The sequence below is a fragment of the Blautia sp. AF19-10LB genome, from assembly GCF_003461245.1.
Classification (GTDB): Bacteria; Bacillota; Clostridia; order Lachnospirales; family Lachnospiraceae; genus Blautia_A; species Blautia_A intestinihominis.
In genome coordinates this window covers 6,985-26,313 of sequence record NZ_QTWS01000006.1, presented here as the reverse complement: position 1 = coordinate 26,313, position 19,329 = coordinate 6,985, and the positions used below count along the sequence as shown (strand labels likewise).

The 19,329-nt window shown below is 45.3% G+C and carries 17 protein-coding genes; all 17 read left to right on the top strand.

Annotation, left to right across the window (positions count from 1 at the left end; genetic code table 11):
- Positions 1-82: 82 nt before the first annotated feature.
- Positions 83-1,375: an ABC transporter substrate-binding protein gene (locus DWX28_RS05260; RefSeq protein WP_022213204.1), complete on the top strand. Its 1,293-nt coding sequence runs from the start codon at positions 83-85 to the stop codon at positions 1,373-1,375.
- On the top strand, positions 1,372-2,241 hold the full coding sequence (locus DWX28_RS05255; RefSeq protein ID WP_022213205.1) for a carbohydrate ABC transporter permease: 870 nt from the start codon (positions 1,372-1,374) through the stop codon (positions 2,239-2,241). Before DWX28_RS05260 ends, DWX28_RS05255 begins: the two co-directional genes overlap by 4 nt.
- Positions 2,241-3,089, top strand: coding sequence for a carbohydrate ABC transporter permease (locus DWX28_RS05250; protein ID WP_022213206.1), 849 nt, complete (start codon positions 2,241-2,243; stop codon positions 3,087-3,089). The genes DWX28_RS05255 and DWX28_RS05250 overlap by 1 nt, the downstream gene beginning before the upstream one ends.
- A 36-nt stretch (positions 3,090-3,125) precedes the next feature.
- Complete coding sequence (locus tag DWX28_RS05245; protein ID WP_118252073.1) at positions 3,126-5,312, top strand: alpha-galactosidase; 2,187 nt, start codon at positions 3,126-3,128, stop codon at positions 5,310-5,312.
- A gap of 222 nt (positions 5,313-5,534) precedes the next feature.
- Positions 5,535-7,766 carry a DNA helicase PcrA gene (gene pcrA / locus DWX28_RS05240; protein ID WP_118252072.1) on the top strand — a complete coding sequence of 744 codons (2,232 nt, stop codon included), beginning with the start codon at positions 5,535-5,537 and terminating at the stop codon, positions 7,764-7,766.
- A 98-nt stretch (positions 7,767-7,864) separates the two neighbouring features.
- Complete coding sequence (locus DWX28_RS05235) at positions 7,865-8,557, top strand: phosphatase PAP2 family protein (RefSeq protein ID WP_118252071.1); 693 nt, start codon at positions 7,865-7,867, stop codon at positions 8,555-8,557.
- 7 nt (positions 8,558-8,564) lie between these two features.
- Positions 8,565-9,599 carry a lysylphosphatidylglycerol synthase transmembrane domain-containing protein gene (locus DWX28_RS05230; protein ID WP_022213210.1) on the top strand — a complete coding sequence of 345 codons (1,035 nt, stop codon included), beginning with the start codon at positions 8,565-8,567 and terminating at the stop codon, positions 9,597-9,599.
- A 5-nt stretch (positions 9,600-9,604) separates the two neighbouring features.
- On the top strand, positions 9,605-10,282 hold the full coding sequence (locus DWX28_RS05225; RefSeq protein WP_022213211.1) for a CDP-alcohol phosphatidyltransferase family protein: 678 nt from the start codon (positions 9,605-9,607) through the stop codon (positions 10,280-10,282).
- Between the two features lie 3 nt (positions 10,283-10,285).
- Positions 10,286-11,167, top strand: a complete 882-nt coding sequence (locus DWX28_RS05220) for a phosphatidylserine decarboxylase (RefSeq protein WP_118252070.1) — start codon at positions 10,286-10,288, stop codon at positions 11,165-11,167.
- Positions 11,168-11,283: 116 nt separating this feature from the next.
- On the top strand, positions 11,284-11,526 hold the full coding sequence (locus DWX28_RS05215; protein WP_022213213.1) for a hypothetical protein: 243 nt from the start codon (positions 11,284-11,286) through the stop codon (positions 11,524-11,526).
- Between the two features lie 99 nt (positions 11,527-11,625).
- Positions 11,626-13,014 (top strand): 23S rRNA (uracil(1939)-C(5))-methyltransferase RlmD, encoded by a 1,389-nt coding sequence (gene rlmD, locus DWX28_RS05210; RefSeq protein ID WP_118252069.1) that lies wholly within the window; start codon positions 11,626-11,628, stop codon positions 13,012-13,014.
- Positions 13,015-13,187: 173 nt separating this feature from the next.
- Positions 13,188-13,406, top strand: coding sequence for a cation transporter (locus tag DWX28_RS05205; RefSeq protein WP_005427815.1), 219 nt, complete (start codon positions 13,188-13,190; stop codon positions 13,404-13,406).
- 69 nt (positions 13,407-13,475) lie between these two features.
- A complete protein-coding gene (locus DWX28_RS05200; protein WP_022213215.1) occupies positions 13,476-15,344 on the top strand; it encodes a heavy metal translocating P-type ATPase in 1,869 nt (622 codons plus the stop codon).
- A gap of 29 nt (positions 15,345-15,373) precedes the next feature.
- Positions 15,374-15,736: an ArsR/SmtB family transcription factor gene (locus DWX28_RS05195; protein WP_022213216.1), complete on the top strand. Its 363-nt coding sequence runs from the start codon at positions 15,374-15,376 to the stop codon at positions 15,734-15,736.
- A gap of 169 nt (positions 15,737-15,905) precedes the next feature.
- A complete protein-coding gene (locus DWX28_RS05185) occupies positions 15,906-16,853 on the top strand; it encodes an HAD-IA family hydrolase (RefSeq protein WP_243875187.1) in 948 nt (315 codons plus the stop codon).
- A gap of 194 nt (positions 16,854-17,047) precedes the next feature.
- A complete protein-coding gene (locus DWX28_RS05180; RefSeq protein ID WP_118252068.1) occupies positions 17,048-17,989 on the top strand; it encodes a hypothetical protein in 942 nt (313 codons plus the stop codon).
- 358 nt (positions 17,990-18,347) lie between these two features.
- The coding region (locus tag DWX28_RS05175; protein WP_243002344.1) for a transposase at positions 18,348-19,329 on the top strand (982 nt) is incomplete at its 3' end.

Genomic DNA, 19,329 nt, shown 5'->3' with positions numbered 1-19,329 from the left:
GAAGAGTGATGGAAATCCGTTCAGGATCCAAAATACTATGGCCGTAGTAATAAAAGAAAAAACAGGAAGGGAGAGAAGTGCAATGAAGAAAAAATTAATTCTTGCAGGAACCGTTCTTATGGGAGCAGGACTTGCTCTTGCCGGATGTGGAGATTCCTCAAAAACTTCTGACGGCAAAACAAAGATAGAAATGGTTCAGTACAAACCGGAGGCAGTCAAAGCCTTCGAAAAGATGGAAGAGAAATTTAACGAAACCCATGATGACATCGAACTGACGATTGAATCACCGAATGAGGCAATGACAATCCTCAAGACAAGATTTATCAAGGAAGATCAGCCGGATATCATTGGAATTGGTGGAGATGTGAACTATTCCAATTTCCTGGATTCTGATATGCTGGTGGATATTTCAGATTTTGATGGTCTGAAAGACATCAAACAGTCCTACTTAGATATCGATAAAAACCTGGAATTTATTCCGGAAGATGGTACTTACGCAGTCCCGTATGTGGCAAATGCAGCAGGAATTCTTTATAACAAAGAAATGTTCGAAGAAAATGGCTGGGAGATCCCGACAACCTGGGATGAATTCATAGAACTTCTGGATACAATCCAGGCTTCAGGACAGCTTCCTTTGTACTTTGGTTTTAAGGATACATGGACCTGTCTTGCACCGTGGAATGCCATGGCGTGTGACCTCTCACCGGCAGATGTCTGCCAGCAGGTCAACAAAGGAACGACAACTTTTTCAGAAGAATACAGAGAGCTTGCCGACAAGATCATCCAGCTGCTTCCATATGCACAGAATGATCCATATGCATTCAGCTACAACGATGCCTGCACTGCTTTTGCAAGAGGGGAATCTGCAATGTACTGTATCGGAAGTTACGCAGTTCCGCAGATTCTGTCTGTGAATCCGGATATGCAGATTGATTCCTTCGTATTTCCGGCAAATGACAATGCAGACGAACAGGTGCTGAATTCTGGTGTAGACCTTCAATTTTCGGTTATGAAGGACTGCAAAAATAAAGAAGCCGCTTATGAAGTTCTGCGATTTATGCTTGAGGATGAAAATATTCAGATTTACCTGGACGAGCAGAATGCAGTTCCATGCAAGGAAGGTGACTTTGAACTTCCGTCCATGCTTGACGGCGTGAAAGAATACATCGAAAACGACAAAATGACAGACTACCAGGATCACCATTATCCGTCAGAAATGGCCGTAGATGCAATGATCCAGACCTATCTTATGGATGGTGACGCAGACAGCTTCCTTGCGAAATTCGATAAAGACTGGATACGCTACAACCGTGACCTGATACGAAAAGTCCAGAAGTATGAGGAAGAACATGGAGAGGGAGGAAATGAATCATGAAAGGAAATGAAAGAAAACGTACATTTATGCTGATCACCATTCCGGTGCTCATCCTGTTTTTTGCCTTTAATACACTGCCGCTGATCAAAGGCTTCATCTACAGCTTTACGAACTTCAAGGGATATGGAAGTTACGAATGGGTAGGACTCAGAAACTATATTGACCTCTTTCAGGATGCACGCGTAGGAAAATCTTATCTGTTTACGTTTAAATTTGCAATCGTGGCAACGATCATTGTCAATGTGATAAGTCTGATCCTTGCACTTGGTCTGAACAGCAAGATCCGTGCAAAAAGTGCACTCCGTGGAATCTATTTTATCCCGAATGTTCTCGGAGGACTTGTTGTAGGCTATATTTTCAGTTTTATTTTCACATATATTCTCCCGACAATCGGAGAAAACCTGGGAATTGGATTTCTCAAAAGCAGTATGCTTGCGAGCACAAAGTCAGCATGGTTTGCAATCGTAATTGTTGCAGCATGGCAGGCAATCGCCATGAACACGATCATCTATATCTCAGGTCTGCAGACCGTTCCGGAGGATGTTTATGAGGCAGGCGCGATCGACGGTGCAACCGGATGGAGCAAGTTCAAAAACCTTACTTTTCCGCTGATCATTCCTTTTTTTACCATAAATATGGTTCTCTGCATGAAAAACTTCCTCATGGTATTCGACCAGATCATGTCTTTGACAAAGGGTGGTCCGGCACAGAGTACAGAGTCTATTTCCTATCTTATTTACAGAAACGGAATGGATGGAGGACAGTTTGGTTTCCAGAGTGCGAATGCAGTACTTTTCTTCGTAGTCATTGTTGCAATTTCTGTATTCCAGCTTACATTTATGAATAAAAAGGAGGAACAGTTATAATGAAAAAGAACAGTCAGATGCCAGGCAAAACCAACTGGCCGGTTACAATCCTTTTGATCCTTGGATGTATCACGATCTTTTTTCCATTATATATGGCAGTGATCATTGCATTCAAAAAGCCGTCCGAGATGACAAATGATATTGCAGGAGCACTTTCCCTGCCGTCCTCCTGGAGCTTTTCGAATTTTACAGAAGCAATGAAAGTCACAGATTTCTGGAATTCTCTTGGAAACTCTCTGCTGATCACAATTGTGACAGTGGTACTTGCCATTCTGATTCATTCTATTGCCGGATATGCGATCGGAAGAAACATGGCAAACAGCAAATTTTATAAATTTTCTTATCTTTATATCGTGAGCGGTATGTTCGTTCCATTCGCGATCCTGATGATGCCGCTTGTAAAACAGACTTCTCAGATGGGAATCGGAAACAGGGTTGGTGTGATCGTGCTTTATGTGGTATTCTATATGCCAATGAATCTTCTTCTGTATTCCGGTTATCTCAAAAATATTCCGATGGCACTGGAAGAAGCTGCAAAAGTAGACGGTGCAAGTACATGGAAGACCTATTGGAGTATTGTTTTCCCGATCATGAAGCCAATGCATGCGACAGTGGCAGTTTTAACTGCACTTGGAACATGGAATGATGTTATGACCCCACTCGTCATGATGTCCGGAACCGGTAAAAACACACTTCCGCTTGCACAGTTGAATTTCCAGACACAGTTTGGAACAAATTATAACCTCGCCTTTGCATCCTACCTGCTGGCACTGATACCAATTGTGATTTTCTATCTGGTATGCCAGAAGCAGATACTTAACGGTGTTGTCAATGGAGCGGTAAAATAAACTTAATCATGAACTTATCAAAAGGAGAAGACATCTATGGCAATCGTATTTGACAAAGAAAACAGACTGTTCACCCTGTGCACAAAGAACAGCATGTACCAGATGAAAGCGGACGACAAAGGAATCCTGCTTCACACCTACTATGGAAGAAAAACAGACATTTGTGATTACTCCTATCTGATCCAGAGAAGAGATCACGGTTTTTCCGGAAATCCGGACGAGGCAGCAGGGGACAGGACATACTCCACAGATACTCTGCCGCAGGAATATTCTTCTTTTGGAAGCGGAGACTATCGTGAGAGTGCACTCGATATCCGCTATGATAATGGAACAAGAACTCTGGGACTTCGCTATGAAGGCTATGAGATCATCAAGGGAAAATATTCCATTCCGGGACTTCCGGCAATGTATGCAGACGAAAACGAGGCAGAGACTCTCGTGATCACTCTTCGTGATGATGTGCAGGATGTCAGAGTAAAACTGTACTATGGAGTTGTGAAAGACCTGGATGTCATCACAAGAAGTGTCAGCGTGGAAAACCACGGTCAGGCACCGGTTCAGCTTGAGCGTGTGATGTCCCTCTGCCTGGACCAGCCGTATGGAGACTGGGACTGGATGACTTTTTATGGAAAACATGAGATGGAGAGACAGCTTTCCAGAACTCCGATCCACCACGGCGTGCAGTCTGTCGGAAGTCTTCGCGGTGCATCCAGCCATCAGTACAACCCATTTGTAATGCTGGCAGATAAAAATGCGACAGAAACTTCAGGAGAGTGTTATGGATTTTCGTTTCTGTACAGCGGAAACTTCCTCGCAGCAGCAGAAAAAGACCAGTTTGACCAGACCAGACTGATCATGGGGATCCATCCGGAAAATTTTGAGTTCCTTCTGAGAGAAGGCGAGATTTTCCATGCACCGGAAGTCATGATGGTATACAGCGCAGAGGGCTTCGAAAAAATGTCAAACTGCTACCACAAGGCAGTCCGTGAGCATGTATGCAGAGGCAGGTTCAAACTGGAACGCAGACCGGTCCTCATCAACAACTGGGAAGGAACCTATTTCGATTTCACCGGTGAAAAACTCCTCGAGATGGCGAAAGAAGCAGCTTCCTGCGGTGTGGAACTGTTCGTCATGGACGATGGCTGGTTCGGAAAACGAGATGATGATAACAGCGGTCTTGGAGACTGGCAGGTAAACGAGAAGAAATTAGGTTGCACGTTAAGCGAGCTGGCAGAGCGCATCCATGGTCTTGGAATGAAATTCGGTATCTGGTACGAGCCGGAATGTGTATCAGAGGACAGTGACCTCTACCGTGCACATCCGGACTGGGCGTTTACCGTGCCGGGCAGAAGACCGAACCGTGGACGTAACCAGCTTGTGCTTGATTTTTCCAGAGAAGATGTCAGAAATCATATCTTTGATGAGATGACCAAGGTCCTGGACAAAGCGGATGTCGATTATCTGAAATGGGATTTTAACAGAAGCATCAGTGATATTTACTGTGCAGCACTTCCGGCAGACCGCCAGGGAGAGGTTCCGCACCGTTATGTTCTTGGTCTGTATGAATTTCTGGACAGACTCGGAAAGAGATATCCGGATATGCTGATCGAAGGCTGCAGCGGAGGCGGCGGAAGATTTGATGCCGGAATGCTCCATTATACTTCTCAGATCTGGTGCAGCGATGACACCGATACGATCGAGCGTCTGAAGATCCAGTATGGAACTTCATTTGCTTATCCGGTCAGCGCAGTGGGATCTCATGTATCCGCCTGCCCGAACCATCAGACAGGACGTTTCGTACCGTTTGAGACAAGAGCAGCCGTAGCGATGGCAGGAACCTTCGGATATGAGCTGGACCCGGCGAAACTTTCAGAAGAAGAAAAAACGCAGATCCGTGGTCAGATCGAGGAATTTAAGAAATATTATGATGTGATCCACTTTGGAGATTATTACAGACTGACCAATGCGATGGAGGAAGGCCCTTACGCGGCATGGGAGTTTGTAAGTGAAGACGGAAACGAAGCGCTTGTAAGTGTCGTGGCATCCAGAGTACGTGCAAACGACCCGGGAGTAAGGATCAGACTCCGCGGACTTAAAGAAAATCAGATGTATCTGGTAAATGGAGTGGAATATCCGGGCGGTGCGCTTATGCACGGCGGTATTCTTCTGGAAGAGGCAAAGAAAGAATACCAGAGCTGGAATTACCACATCACAGCGAAATAAACGAACTGCATATTAAGTTTTACAGGACAGAGAGACCGGGCAGACTGGTTTCTCTGTTTTTGCATTATATGGCGAAAAGCTGGCAATGTGGGAATCTTATCCTTGTCGAAGGAATTTCCTTTACCCTCCCGGGACTTTCATGTATAATAGAAAAAGACCGTAAAACATCAGTTCGACACAGATAACTTATGAACGTTTAACAGAAACAGGAGAAATTTTTAAATGAGTATATATGACACACTGAATCCGCCTCAGCAGGAGGCTGTTTTTCATACAGAGGGGCCTCTTCTGATCCTTGCAGGAGCAGGTTCCGGCAAGACGAGAGTGCTGACACACAGGATCGCCCACCTGATCGCTGACAAGGGCGTGAATCCATTCAACATCCTTGCGATCACCTTTACCAACAAGGCAGCACAGGAGATGCGAGAGCGTGTGGATAAGCTGACAGGAGCGGATGGAATGAGCGTCTGGGTTGCGACCTTCCACTCTACCTGCGTCCGCATCCTGCGCCGCTATATTGACAGGCTTGGATATGACAATCGTTTCACCATTTATGACAGCGATGACCAGAAGACTCTGATGAAGGAGATCTGCCGCAAATTAAATATCGACACCAAGAAATACAAGGAGAGGTCTCTTCTTGCACAGATCTCCCATGCCAAGGACGAGATGATCACACCGGATGAGATGGAGATGAATGCAGGAGGAGATTTTAACCAGAAAAAAGTAGCCCAGGTCTACCGCGAATACCAGGCTGCACTCAAGAGCAACAATGCCCTGGATTTTGACGATCTGCTGGTCAAGACCGTAGAGCTTTTTCAGAACTGCGGGGATGTCCTGGAGTCCTATCAGGAGAAATTCCGCTATATCATGGTGGATGAGTATCAGGATACCAACACCGTACAGTTTAAGTTCGTGAGCCTTCTTGCGGCGAGATACGGGAATTTATGCGTAGTAGGTGATGATGACCAGTCCATCTACAAATTCCGCGGAGCCAACATTGGCAACATCCTTGGATTCGAGCGGGTTTTCCCGGATGCGAAAGTGATCCGCCTGGAGCAGAACTACCGTTCCACCAAGAACATCCTGAATGCGGCGAATGAGGTGATCGCCAACAATGCAGCACGTAAGGAGAAACGTCTCTGGACAGAGAATCCAGAGGGAGAGAAACTTCACTTCCGCCAGTTTATGAATGGATTCGAGGAAGCAGAATACGTGATCGGAGATATTGCAAAGAAAAAGAGAGAACATCTGGCAGATTACAGAGAGTGTGCGATCCTCTACAGAACCAATGTACAGTCCCGTCTGTTTGAAGAGAAGTGCCTGAAGGCAAATATCCCATACAAGATCGTAGGAGGGATCAACTTCTACGCGCGTAAAGAGATCAAGGATCTGCTCTGCTATCTCAAGACGATCGATAACTCCGCAGACGATCTGGCAGTCAGACGTATCCTGAATGTACCGAAACGAGGAATCGGTGCAACGACTGTAGGACGTGTGCAGGATTATGCGGATTACATGAATGTGAGCTTTTATGATGCTCTGAGAGTGGCAGAGGAAGTTCCATCCATCGGAAGGAGCCTGAACAAGATTGAGGGATTTGTTACCTTTATCCAGTCACTCAAGAGCAAGGCACAGGCATACAGCGTTACAGAGATCCTGGAAGAAGTGATCGGCCTCACCGGATACGTGGATGAACTCAAAGCAGAGGATACAGAGGAATCCAGAGCAAGGATCGAGAACATCGACGAGCTGATCTCCAAGACTGTTTCCTATGAGGAAGCAATGAAGGCAGAGGGCAGAGAAGCAACACTTTCCGGATTCCTGGAGGAGATCGCATTGATCGCAGATATTGATACAGTAGATCCGGATCAGGATTACGTTCTGCTCATGACTCTGCACAGTGCCAAGGGACTGGAATTCCCGTATGTTTACCTTGCAGGCATGGAGGATGGAATGTTCCCGAGCAGCATGTGTATCTTCTCAGATGATCCTACAGATATGGAGGAGGAGCGCAGGCTCTGCTATGTGGGGATCACAAGAGCAATGAAAGAACTGACCTTGACCAGTGCCCGCCAGCGCCTGGTCCGCGGAGAGACACAGTACAACAAAGTATCCAGATTTGTCCGTGAGATTCCGAGGGAGCTGGTAGAGCTTGGAACGACCATTCAGGAACATAAGCCGTCCATGCAGGAGACACCATCCCCTAAGAACAGCTACATGCAGATGCGTCAGACCTTCCGCGCGAAACCGTTTGAAGCACAGAACTTCAAAGTCACCAAGGCGGCATCACTGGATTACGGCGTAGGAGACACCGTCCGTCATATCAAATTTGGCGTTGGTATCGTCAGGGATATCGTAGAAGGCGGCAGAGATTATGAAGTAACCGTAGATTTTGACAAGGTCGGAGTCAAAAAAATGTTTGCAGGATTTGCAAAGTTGAAGAAAATCTGACCTTTTTCTTAAGAATTCTTAATGTTTTCGGACTTTGGTTGCTTACCCGGTCCGAGGATGATATACTGTTTACATGAGCAAGATGAAGGGAGTATATAATGAAGAAAGTTATGAAAGGTATCACCAGGATACTCCCGGCTTATGGAGTCTTTCCACTTATTTTTTCTTTTGTATTTAATTGTCTTGTTTATTCCGGCTCCAGAATGATCGCAGGCGGATGGTATCACCACAATATCGAGACCGGCGTGGACAGAAGCCTTCCTTTTGTCCCGCAGTTTCTTGTGATCTATTTCGGCTGCTATCTTTTCTGGGCTGTCAATTATATTCTGATTGCCAGGCAGGAGCGACGCAGTGTGTACCAGTTTTTTACAGGGGATTTTATATCAAGATGTATCTGCCTTGGCTTTTTTCTTGCATACCCCACAACAAATACACGACCATTGATCACAGACGGTGGCTTATGGAACCAGGCAGCACTCTGGCTGTATTCCATAGATGCGGCAGATAACCTGTTCCCGTCTATCCACTGTCTTGTGAGCTGGTTCTGCTATCTTGGCATTCGCGGAAGAAAAGAGATTCCGGTATGGTATCAGAGAGTATCCATGGTGATCGCAGTCCTTGTATTTGCATCGACACTTCTGACGAAGCAGCATGTGATCGTTGATGTGGCAGGCGGTATTCTTCTGGCAGAACTGTGTTTCTTTATCGGAAGGAAGACACAACTGTACAGGATCTATGAGAAACTTGGCAGCAGGATCGAGAAAAAGATCCTGAAGATTACAGAAGGGTAAGCTGCGTATGAACAAAACAAAAAAGATAATTTTTAATACGATATTTCTGGTCGTAGTATTTGGGCTGACGATCTATGGTGTCTTTCATGGAGAGGACTTGGGGGCAGTCATGGATGCGATTCAGAGCGCAGACAAGATCTGGCTTCTGCCGGGAGTGGCACTGGTAGCTTTTTTTATATGGGGTGAATCGATCATCATCTGGTATATGATGCGTTCCTATGGGATCCATCTCAGGAAAAGAGTCTGTTTTCTGTTTTCATCGGTAGGTTTTTTCTTCAGCTGTATCACGCCGTCTGCAAGCGGCGGACAGCCGATGCAGATCTACTATATGAAGAAAGAAAAGATTTCAATCCCAGTGGCAACAGTGATCCTGATGATCGTTACGATCACTTACAAGTTTGTGCTGGTGGCGATCGGAGTCGGGATCGCGGTCTTTGGCAGAGGTTTTCTGCATCGCTATCTGACCGGGATCCTGCCGATCTTTTATCTGGGACTGGCGTTGAATATTTTTTGTGTTACGTTCATGACAGTGCTAGTGTTTCATCCGGATCTTGCCAGAAACTTTCTGGTAAAGGGTCTTAAGATCCTGGAGAAACTGCATATTGTCCGCAAAAAACACAGCAGACTTAAGAAGCTGGAAGATTCTATGGATACTTACAGAGAAACTGCTGCGTATTTAAGAACTCATCCGCGGGTGATCTTTCATGTGATCCTGATCACGTTTGCACAGAGAATGGCTCTGTTTGCGGTCACCTGGTTTGTGTACCGGGCTTTTTCGCTCAGTGGAACGGGATTCTGGACGGTCCTGTTTCTGCAGGCGGTGATTTCTGTTTCTGTTGACATGCTACCCCTTCCGGGAGGAATGGGAATCAGCGAGACACTGTTCCTGAATATTTTTGTGCCTGTTTTTGGAAGCCTTCTGCTTCCTGGAATGGTACTGAGCAGGGGACTGGGATACTATGGGGAACTCTTTATCAGTGCGTTTTTTACAGTAATAGCGCAGCTGACGATAGGTCAGAAAACAAATGAAAAACAGGGGTAGTATGAATGATTGGATTTTATGATTATACAGTAGTGGTAACGTACATAAGCCTGATCTCTTCGATCATGGGCATGTTTTTTGCAATAGATGGGAAATTGCCGCTGGCAGTGTTCTGCCTTGCATTTTCAGGATTATGTGATATGTTTGACGGCAAGATCGCCCGGACAAAAAAGAACCGGACAGATGATGAGAAGGCTTTTGGGATTCAGATCGATTCCCTCTGCGATATTGTCTGTTTTGGCATTTTTCCGATCATTCTGGGATACCAGCTTGGAATGTGCAAGATCTACAGTCTGATGATCCTTGCTTTTTATGGTGTGGCAGGCGTGATCAGGCTGGCATATTTTAACGTAATGGAAGAAAAGAGACAGAGCGAGACAAGCGAGAACCGTAAATATTATCAGGGACTTCCGATCACATCCATGTCTGTGATCATGCCGCTTCTGTTTATGGTTTCGGTGTTTTTCCCGGGATTCCGTTATTTTCTCGGATGCCTCCATTTTGCAATGCTTCTGGTGGGCTTCCTTTTTATCCTGGATTTCCGTTTCCGCAAGCCGACAAACCGCGAGTTGGTCATACTGGTAGCAGTTGTGGCTGTGGCAGTTCTTTTTATCCTTCTCTACAAAGAAGGATGGTGGGCAAAATATAATCTTTACAGAATACAAAAACTGAAAGGAGCCTGAGCCATGCGATACACGGCAGACCGTCAGGGGCATAAATGGGAGGAAAGCACCGGTCAGGATAAATTCCTGGAGAAGCTTTATGGAAGTGCAGCGGGGAGATGTCTGCTGAAGCCGCTGGTGTCACCGTCAGTTTCGAAACTTGGCGGCAGGTTTCTGGATTCCGGGATCTCTACTCTGGCAATCGATCCTTTTATCAGAAAAGCCGGAATCAATATGAAGGATTATGAGCCGCGGAGATATCGTTCTTATAATGACTTTTTTACAAGGAAACTCAGAAAGGGTGCTCGCGAGATAGATATGGACGAGACACATTTTATCAGCCCATGTGACTGTCGGCTGAGTGTTTATCCGGTCAGTGAGCAGACAGAAGTTACGATCAAGCATACACGATATACGGCAGGAAGCCTTCTTCGGAGTGAAGCACTTGCGAGGCGGTTTGCAGGTGGATATCTGTGGGTGTTCCGACTCAGTGTGGATGATTATCATCGTTATATCTATGTCGACAGTGGCAGGGAATCGGTGAGAAGGAGGATACCGGGGGTTCTGCATACAGTGAATCCGGCCGCGAATGATGTATATTCTATTTATAAGGAAAATACGCGGGAGTATTCACTTATGAAGTCCGAGCATTTCGGAACGCTCCTGATGATGGAAGTTGGTGCATTGATGGTCGGAAAGATTGAAAACCACCCGGTATGTGACCATGTGGACCGCGGTCAGGAGAAAGGGAACTTCGCATTTGGCGGGTCAACGATCATTTATATGACGCAGAAAGGATGCGTGGTTCCAGATCAGGATCTGCTGACGAATTCACAGGAAGGTGTGGAGACAAAGGTTCAGATAGGCAGTAAGATAGGCAGTGCACCTTTTCTGGAGAAAGGATGAGAATTTTTCGCGGATTTTTGAAGTAACTTTTTTATAGAACATATGGTAAAAATTTCAGAATAGTGATATACTATGTTCTATAAAAATTGACATCGAGCGAGAGGATGGTGCGTACAATGAATCTGAATAATTTAAACATGAATGCCAAAATCGAGGAATTACTCTCTACCCTGAACAAGAAAGAAGAAGAAAAAGAGAAAAACACAGTTCTCTGGGTGCTGGCAATCATCGGTGCAGTTGCAGCAGTAGCAGGTATCGCATTTGCAGTTTACCGCTTCTTCACACCAGATTATCTGGAGGATTTTGAAGAAGATTTCGACGACGACTTTGATGATTATTTCGAGGACGAAGAAGAGTAAGCAGGCTACGGTGAACAGTAACTTGGATTTTGAGCAGCTCCGGCAGATAACCGGGGCTGTTTTACTGTAAATATAAAAGTAAGATAAGGAATAAGTGAAATGAAAAAAGGTGAAATTTACGAAGGCATTATAGAAAAAGTAGACTTTCCAAACAAAGGCTATGTCCAGGTGGATGATCAGAAAGTCCTGATCAAGAACGGAATCCCGGGTCAGAATGTACGGTTCATGATCCAGAAGAAACGCTCCGGCAGGGCGCAGGGACGCATCATGGAAGTTCTGGAGAAATCCCCGCTTGAGACAAGAGAGCCGGTATGCAGCAACTTTCCTGCATGCGGCGGATGCATGTACCAGACAATGTCCTACGAGAATCAGCTTGAGATGAAGGACAGACAGATCCGTGAGCTTCTGGAAGATGCACTCATCCAGGGCGGACAGACAGACGCAGAAGGTAAGGCTGATTTTGAATGGGAAGGAATCCACGGAAGCCCGATCGAATTTGGGTACCGCAACAAGATGGAATTTTCCTTTGGTGATGAATACAAGGACGGACCGCTTTCTCTCGGTCTGCACAAGAAGGGCAGCACTTATGACATCTTAAACACGGATGACTGCAGACTGGTCCATAAGGATATGACAGATATTCTGACCTGTGTACGCACATTTTTTCAGGAAAAAGGTGCTTCCTATTATCGTAAACTCCAGCATGTGGGCTATCTCCGCCATCTGATGCTGAGACGTGGCGTGACCTCCGGCGAGATCCTGGTACATCTTGTCACTACCAGCCAGGAAGAATACGATCTGGAACCACTCAAAGAACAGCTTCTGGCACTGCCGCTGGAAGGAAGGATCGTCGGGATCATGCACATTATCAACGATTCACTTTCTGACGTGGTCAAGAGCGATGAGACAAGGATTCTTTACGGACAGGACTATTTCTATGAGACACTGCTTGGGCTGAAATTCCGCATCAGTACATTTTCTTTCTTCCAGCCGAACTCACTGGCAGCCGAAGTTCTTTATAACGTTGTCAGAGACTACATCCAGAATACCAGTGGAATGGAAGTTTTTGACCTGTACAGCGGAACCGGAACGATCGCCCAGCTCCTCGCGCCGGTGGCAAAAGAAGTGATCGGTGTCGAGATCGTGGAAGATGCCGTGGAAGCAGCGAGAGAGAATGCGAAACTCAACGGTCTTGATAACTGCAGATTTATCGCCGGTGACGTTCTTAAGGTCCTCGATGACCTGACCGAGAAACCGGACGTGATCGTTCTTGATCCGCCGCGCGACGGAATCCACCCGAAAGCACTGCCGAAGATCCTTTCCTACGGTGTAAACCGCATCGTCTACGTCTCCTGCAAAGCTACCAGCCTCGCCAGAGACCTCGAAGCCTTTCTTCAGGCAGGCTACCGTCTTGAGAAAGCCTGTTGTGTAGACCAGTTCTGCGAAACCGTGTGGACGGAAGCAGTCGCAGTATTTGTAAAAGATTGAGAAAACCAGGAAATCATTGGGAACGGAATAAAATTCCGTTCCCGGTGGTTTCTTTTTTTGCGAAAACATATTGACATTTCTATACAAGATGGTATAATACAATCAAACATATGAATAAGTGTTCATATGAAAACGTGAATAAAACATCTATGAAGAAAAAGGAGATCACCACTATGAAGAAATCTTACAAAATCGAAGTTGACTGCGCAAACTGTGCAAACAAAATGGAAGAAGCTGCCAAGAACACAGCAGGTGTTAAGGATGCAAGCGTAAACTTCATGATGCTCAAAATGAAAGTAGAATTCGAAGAAGGCCAGGATCCGGACAGCGTTATGAAAGAAGTCCTCAAGAACTGCAAGAAAGTTGAAGATGACTGCGAGATCTACTTATAAGAACAATGAGAATGCTCTGCTGCGGATGCGGCAGGGCATCTTTATCAAATGGGTGAAGGAGGAGAGAACATGAACAAAAAGCAGAAAAAAATGCTGACCCGCATCATCATAGCTTTCGTACTGATCGCAGTACTGTCCGTGCTTTCAGTTGACGGCTATCTGGAATTTGCACTTTACATGATCCCATATCTTGTGATCGGCTATGATATCCTGATCAAAGCATTCAAGGGAATCCGTAACAAACAGGTATTTGACGAGAACTTCCTGATGGCAGTAGCAACTATCGGAGCAATCCTTCTGAAGGATTACAAAGAAGGCACAGCCGTTATGCTGTTCTACCAGATCGGCGAGCTTTTCCAGAGCTATGCGGTCGGCAAGAGCCGCCGCAACATCACCGAACTGATGGATATCCGCCCGGACTACGCCAATATCGAAAACGATGGTAAACTGGAAAAAGTTGACCCGGATGAAGTTGAGATCGGTTCCATCATCGTCGTACAGCCAGGTGAAAAAGTCCCGCTCGACGGTGTGATCGTAGAAGGAACCACAACCCTCAATACCAGTGCACTGACAGGTGAAAGTCTTCCGCGAAGTGCAAAACCAGGTGATGAGATCATCAGCGGCTGCATCAACATGACAGGCGTGCTCAAGATCAGAACAACCAAAGAATTTGATGAATCTACCGTTTCCAAGATCCTGGAACTGATCGAGGAATCCAGTTCCCGTAAATCCAGATCCGAAAACTTTATCTCCAAATTTGCCCGCTATTATACCCCGGCAGTCTGCTACGGTGCGCTCGCACTTGCAGTCCTGCCGCCGATTGTAAACCTTGTGATCCTTCACAATCCTGCAATGTGGAGCCAGTGGATCTACCGTGCACTGACCTTCCTTGTAATCAGCTGCCCGTGTGCACTTGTGATCAGTATCCCGCTGAGTTTCTTTGCCGGAATCGGCGGGGCCAGCAACGCAGGTGTCCTGGTCAAAGGCTCCAACTATCTGGAGACTCTGTCCGAGACAAAATACGTCGTATTTGACAAGACCGGTACTCTGACCAAGGGTGTATTCGAAGTAGCAGGTGTCCATCACAACACCATGGAACAGTCCAAAATCCTCGAGTACGCAGCACTTGCAGAAAGCTTTTCCTCACATCCGATCAGTCGCAGCCTCAAAACTGCCTACGGCAAAGAGATCAATCAGAACCGCGTGACAGATGTAGAGGAGATCAGCGGCAACGGTGTTACAGCAAAAGTAGACGGAACTCCGGTTGCAGTCGGAAATGTTAAGCTGATGAAGCGCATCGGCGTAGAAGCAGTAGAGTGTCATCAGGTAGGAACCGTCATCCACGTGGCGATCGACGGAGCTTATGCAGGCCACATCCTGATCTCCGATGTTCCGAAACCGACTTCCAAAGATGCGATCGCAAACCTTAAGAAAAACGGTATCAAAGAAACCGTCATGCTGACAGGTGATATTGACAGAGTTGCACAGCAGGTTGCAGGTGAACTTGGCGTTGACCGTGTATACAGCGAACTCCTTCCGGCTGACAAAGTAAGCAAAGTAGAAGAACTTCTCGCAAAGAAATCAGAAAAAGAGAAACTCGCTTTCGTTGGTGACGGGATCAACGATGCACCGGTACTTTCCAGAGCAGATATCGGTATCGCAATGGGAGCTATGGGTTCCGACGCTGCGATCGAGGCAGCCGATGTGGTCCTGATGGATGACGACCCGATGAAGATCGTCAAGGCGATCCGTATCGCAAAGAAATGTATGCGTATCGTATATGAGAATATTTATTTTGCGATCGGTATCAAAGTGATCTGCCTGATCCTGGGTGCAGTTGGTATTGCAAACATGTGGGTAGCGATCTTTGCAGATGTCGGAGTCATGGTGCTTGCAGTCCTGAATGCGATCCGTACCCTTTTTGTAAAACGTCTGTAAAAAGAAATTATAAGAAAGAGAGACTGTTTATGGCAGAAGAGAAAGAAGAAATAACCTGCGAATGCCAGGAAATCCACGAAGATCTGCTTAAGATCGTGAATGAGACCATGCCGGATGAAGAAGAACTTTATGATCTGGCAGATCTCTTCAAGGTTTTTGCAGACTCTACCCGTATCCGTATTCTATTTGTCTTGTTTGAATCCGAAGTCTGTGTCTGCGATCTGGCAAAAGTCCTGAATATGACCCAGTCCGCAGTGTCCCATCAGCTTCGCATCCTTAAGCAGAACAAGCTCGTAAAGAACCGAAGAGAGGGAAAATCCATCTTTTATTCCCTGGCAGATGACCATGTCAGAATGATTATATCCATGGGAAGAGAGCATATCTTAGAGTAAGATTTCATAGTAAGAATAAAGCAAATGTCGGCATATGTCTGCCCGAAACAGACACATGCCGGCATTTTTTGTATAGTCAAAATCAGAAGAATAAGGTAAGATAAAGGAAGAAACCTGTAGCGGAAATGGATGATCCGCAGATACCACACAAGAGAAAGAGATGACGATCATGGACTATTTATCAAATAATGTAGCAGTAAATTTAAAGAGATTCCGTCAGTACAGAGGCATGAGCCTCGATCAGATGGCTGAAAGGACAGGAGTCAGCAAGAGTATGCTGGCACAGATCGAAAGAGGTCAGGCAAATCCATCTATTGGTGTTCTGTGCAAGATCACAGTCGGTCTCCAGATCGAATTTGAGGATCTGATCCAGACACCAAAAGTAACGGATTCGCCAGAAGGAAGCACTCCAGGTGCCAGACCTTCCATAAAAGCAGTGATCTTTGACATTGATAATACTTTGTACAGTTATGACAAAAACCACATTTATGGAATGAAAGCCCTCACCGACTACTGTGAGAGTGCGTTTGGAAAGTCAGCGGAAGAAACTCTTGCATGCTACAAAAAAGCCGGACAGATCATGATCGACAGGATCGGCGGCGATGTAGCAGCGATCCATAACCGCCTGCTCCGCACGCAGGGGATGCTTGAACTCTGGGAAAAACCAGTCTTTCCACATGCCCGCAATATGTATCATGCATATTGGGACACCCTGATCCGTCAGTCACAGCCGGTCCCTGGAGTGATTGATTTCCTCAAAGAACTCAAAAAACGCGGTGTCCGCACCGGAACAGGAACCGACATGACTGCCTATATCCAGTATAAGAAACTGGAATCCCTCGGTGCTGCACCATATATTGATTTTATGGTCAGCAGCGAAGAGGCCGGCGTTGAGAAACCACATCCACACCTTTTTGAGATCTGCGTGGAAAAAGCCGGCGTACAGGCAGTTGAGTGTGCATTCATCGGTGATAATTATAAGAAAGATGTGGAAGGTGCATGCAACAGTGGTCTGCGCGGCATCTGGTACACGCAGGAACAGGAACCGGAACATGAAACAGACTATCCAATCATACGATCATTTACAAAAGTTGATATTGATCATTTCTTGAAATAATGACCGATTTAAAATGCTCATACTCACAAGGTTTCTGGAAAATCAGCATCGATTTAGCTATTGGATTCTTTTCTCGATGCAGGAAGCGGATATTGGAAAATGCGAAGGGACATATTGAAGTAATGTTGTTGTGCATGTATAATTGTCTGTAAATGATACAGCATTCGGCAAGAGAAACGAAGGAGTAAAGGCACATGTGGAAATGTATACGTTGTGAAAAGGAAAATAAAGATACAGCAGAAATCTGTACAGAATGCGGGCATGGCAGAACAATGGATTATGTACAGCATAGAACACTGTCCAAGATTTCTGCGAAGCTGGCAAAAAACTGGAAAATATCCCGCAATACTGAAAAGGAAATAGAAAAACTCAATAACGAAAATCGGAAAAAGATACAGGATCTGAAAAAAAAGTATCGTCAGACGCAGCTGCAAGCCAAAAAAGACGCAACAAGAAAAAATGCAGAGGAAGTTATTCAGAAAAAACTGAGCAGCTTAAGAAGTTCTGTGGCATTTATGAAGGATGAAATTTCAAAAGAGCAAGATGAAATAAATACATTGCATGGGACTATAGAAGAACGTACTAAACTGATAGACAAAGATGCCAAGGCAGACAAGATACTAACTACTATAGCATGGATTATTACAATATCTTTGTTTTTGTATATAGTCTATAGATATGGATTTGGTGGACGATGGGCTGCGGTTGGAGAATTTTTTGGCGGTATGTCTGACTGGGTCAAGGTTTGGGGAACATTGAGTATAGGAGATATACTGAAGTGTGTTTTGGTGATAATTGTGTTTGGGGGGATAATACTGTTTGCTATTGCAATATCTGGTATTTGGTTATTAGCTGCTGTTCCTGCTGGAATTATTGGTCTAATTATAGAGTTACTTATTGGAAGATTTATAGGAACAGTAAGTGATGAGACACTGAAACAGGCAAAAACTGAACGCGACAACGCCCAGAATTCAATTGACAAAAAGAAAAACGAAATCAACTCCATCTATCAAAAGATAGCTTCTTTAGAGAAACAGATAAGTAAAATTGAGAGCAGCATGAGTACTTTGACCGATAATCTGTCACGAGTATTGCCAGAGCATATGTCAGAAAAATTGGAACGATGGACCCGATGAGGTAATAAAGTAGATTTTATATTCTGTATGAGTAGAAAATTCAGAAAGACACATTTCAGTCCCCGCGGTGAAAGCTGTGGGGATTTTTGTCGATGAAGAGTGATTGTGTCAAAGACAGGTGAGTGACAGCACTTATCTGTTTTTTTTATCCAATTCTAAAATGAGCAGGTACATGTTGAACTGTTGAATAACTGCGCGCCGCATTCTCGTTACTTCCAGTGATGAGTTAGGCGCGCAAATTTTTTACAAAAAAACATAAAAGGGAGTTTTATTGGACCTAAAAAGAGTTATAATAGAATAGGAAGGAACAAATAGGACTTATTTATGCCAGTACAAGTCAGAAAGGCAGGAAGCAACTGTGAAGATAATATCCAGCTATGGCGTAGAATTACGAAAACAGAATATCCCGATTCGTCAGACACTGGATGTTTACAGGGCTGCAGTCAGCTATCTGACAGAGGTCTATGCACAGGTATGGGAAGAGCTGGAAAGGATCCCGGGAACAAAGAAACGTTTCAATGAAGCAGAACACCTGATACATACAACGAAAAAGAATCAGGCTCGTTTTGATTTTGATATTCGATTTCCAAAGATGCCCTCCTATCTGAGAAGGGCATCTATCCAGAATGCCCTGGGAAGTGTGTCTTCTTACAAAACCCGACTGGGTTTGTGGGAGAAAACAGACCGGTTAGAAGGAAAACCGAGACTTGTATATGAGAACCATGCTATGCCGGTTTTTTACCGTGATGTGATGTACCGGGAGGATGAAGGCGGGAAGGACGCTGCTTATCTGAAATTATATGATGGACATGACTGGAAGTGGTTCCATGTACGGTTGAGTCATACCGACATGGAGTATCTGAGAAAGAACTGGTCCGGGAAAAAGGCATCTGCCCCGACACTGGAGAAAAGGCACAGGAAATATTTTCTGCGTTTTTCTTATACAGAAGATGTGATACTTGCGAAAATACCAGCCAAAGAACAGATCATCTGCAGTGTGGATCTGGGAATCAATACCGATGCAGTCTGTACCATTATGCGGTCGGATGGAACTGTCCTGGGAAGAAAGTTTATCAACTTCCACAGTGAAAAAGACCGGATGTACCGTGTGCTGGGACGGATACGGAGATTCCAGAGAGAACATGGATCTGTACAGGCAAAGAGCAGATGGGCTTATGCAAAACGCCTGAATATAGAACTGGGCAGGAAGATTGCAGGAGCAGTTACAAAATATGCAAAAGAGAACCATGCAGATATAATTGTCTTCGAATACCTGGAGATAAAAGGAAAGATATCCGGGAAAAAGAAACAGAAACTGCATCTGTGGAGAAAACGGGATA

Coding starts and splice junctions, on each gene's coding strand:
- DWX28_RS05260 (WP_022213204.1), top strand. CDS start 83: ATGAAGAAAAAATTAATTCTTGCAGGAACCGTTCTTATGGGAGCAGGA.
- DWX28_RS05255 (WP_022213205.1), top strand. CDS start 1,372: ATGAAAGGAAATGAAAGAAAACGTACATTTATGCTGATCACCATTCCG.
- DWX28_RS05250 (WP_022213206.1), top strand. CDS start 2,241: ATGAAAAAGAACAGTCAGATGCCAGGCAAAACCAACTGGCCGGTTACA.
- DWX28_RS05245 (WP_118252073.1), top strand. CDS start 3,126: ATGGCAATCGTATTTGACAAAGAAAACAGACTGTTCACCCTGTGCACA.
- pcrA (WP_118252072.1), top strand. CDS start 5,535: ATGAGTATATATGACACACTGAATCCGCCTCAGCAGGAGGCTGTTTTT.
- DWX28_RS05235 (WP_118252071.1), top strand. CDS start 7,865: ATGAAGAAAGTTATGAAAGGTATCACCAGGATACTCCCGGCTTATGGA.
- DWX28_RS05230 (WP_022213210.1), top strand. CDS start 8,565: ATGAACAAAACAAAAAAGATAATTTTTAATACGATATTTCTGGTCGTA.
- DWX28_RS05225 (WP_022213211.1), top strand. CDS start 9,605: ATGATTGGATTTTATGATTATACAGTAGTGGTAACGTACATAAGCCTG.
- DWX28_RS05220 (WP_118252070.1), top strand. CDS start 10,286: ATGCGATACACGGCAGACCGTCAGGGGCATAAATGGGAGGAAAGCACC.
- DWX28_RS05215 (WP_022213213.1), top strand. CDS start 11,284: ATGAATCTGAATAATTTAAACATGAATGCCAAAATCGAGGAATTACTC.
- rlmD (WP_118252069.1), top strand. CDS start 11,626: ATGAAAAAAGGTGAAATTTACGAAGGCATTATAGAAAAAGTAGACTTT.
- DWX28_RS05205 (WP_005427815.1), top strand. CDS start 13,188: ATGAAGAAATCTTACAAAATCGAAGTTGACTGCGCAAACTGTGCAAAC.
- DWX28_RS05200 (WP_022213215.1), top strand. CDS start 13,476: ATGAACAAAAAGCAGAAAAAAATGCTGACCCGCATCATCATAGCTTTC.
- DWX28_RS05195 (WP_022213216.1), top strand. CDS start 15,374: ATGGCAGAAGAGAAAGAAGAAATAACCTGCGAATGCCAGGAAATCCAC.
- DWX28_RS05185 (WP_243875187.1), top strand. CDS start 15,906: ATGGACTATTTATCAAATAATGTAGCAGTAAATTTAAAGAGATTCCGT.
- DWX28_RS05180 (WP_118252068.1), top strand. CDS start 17,048: ATGTGGAAATGTATACGTTGTGAAAAGGAAAATAAAGATACAGCAGAA.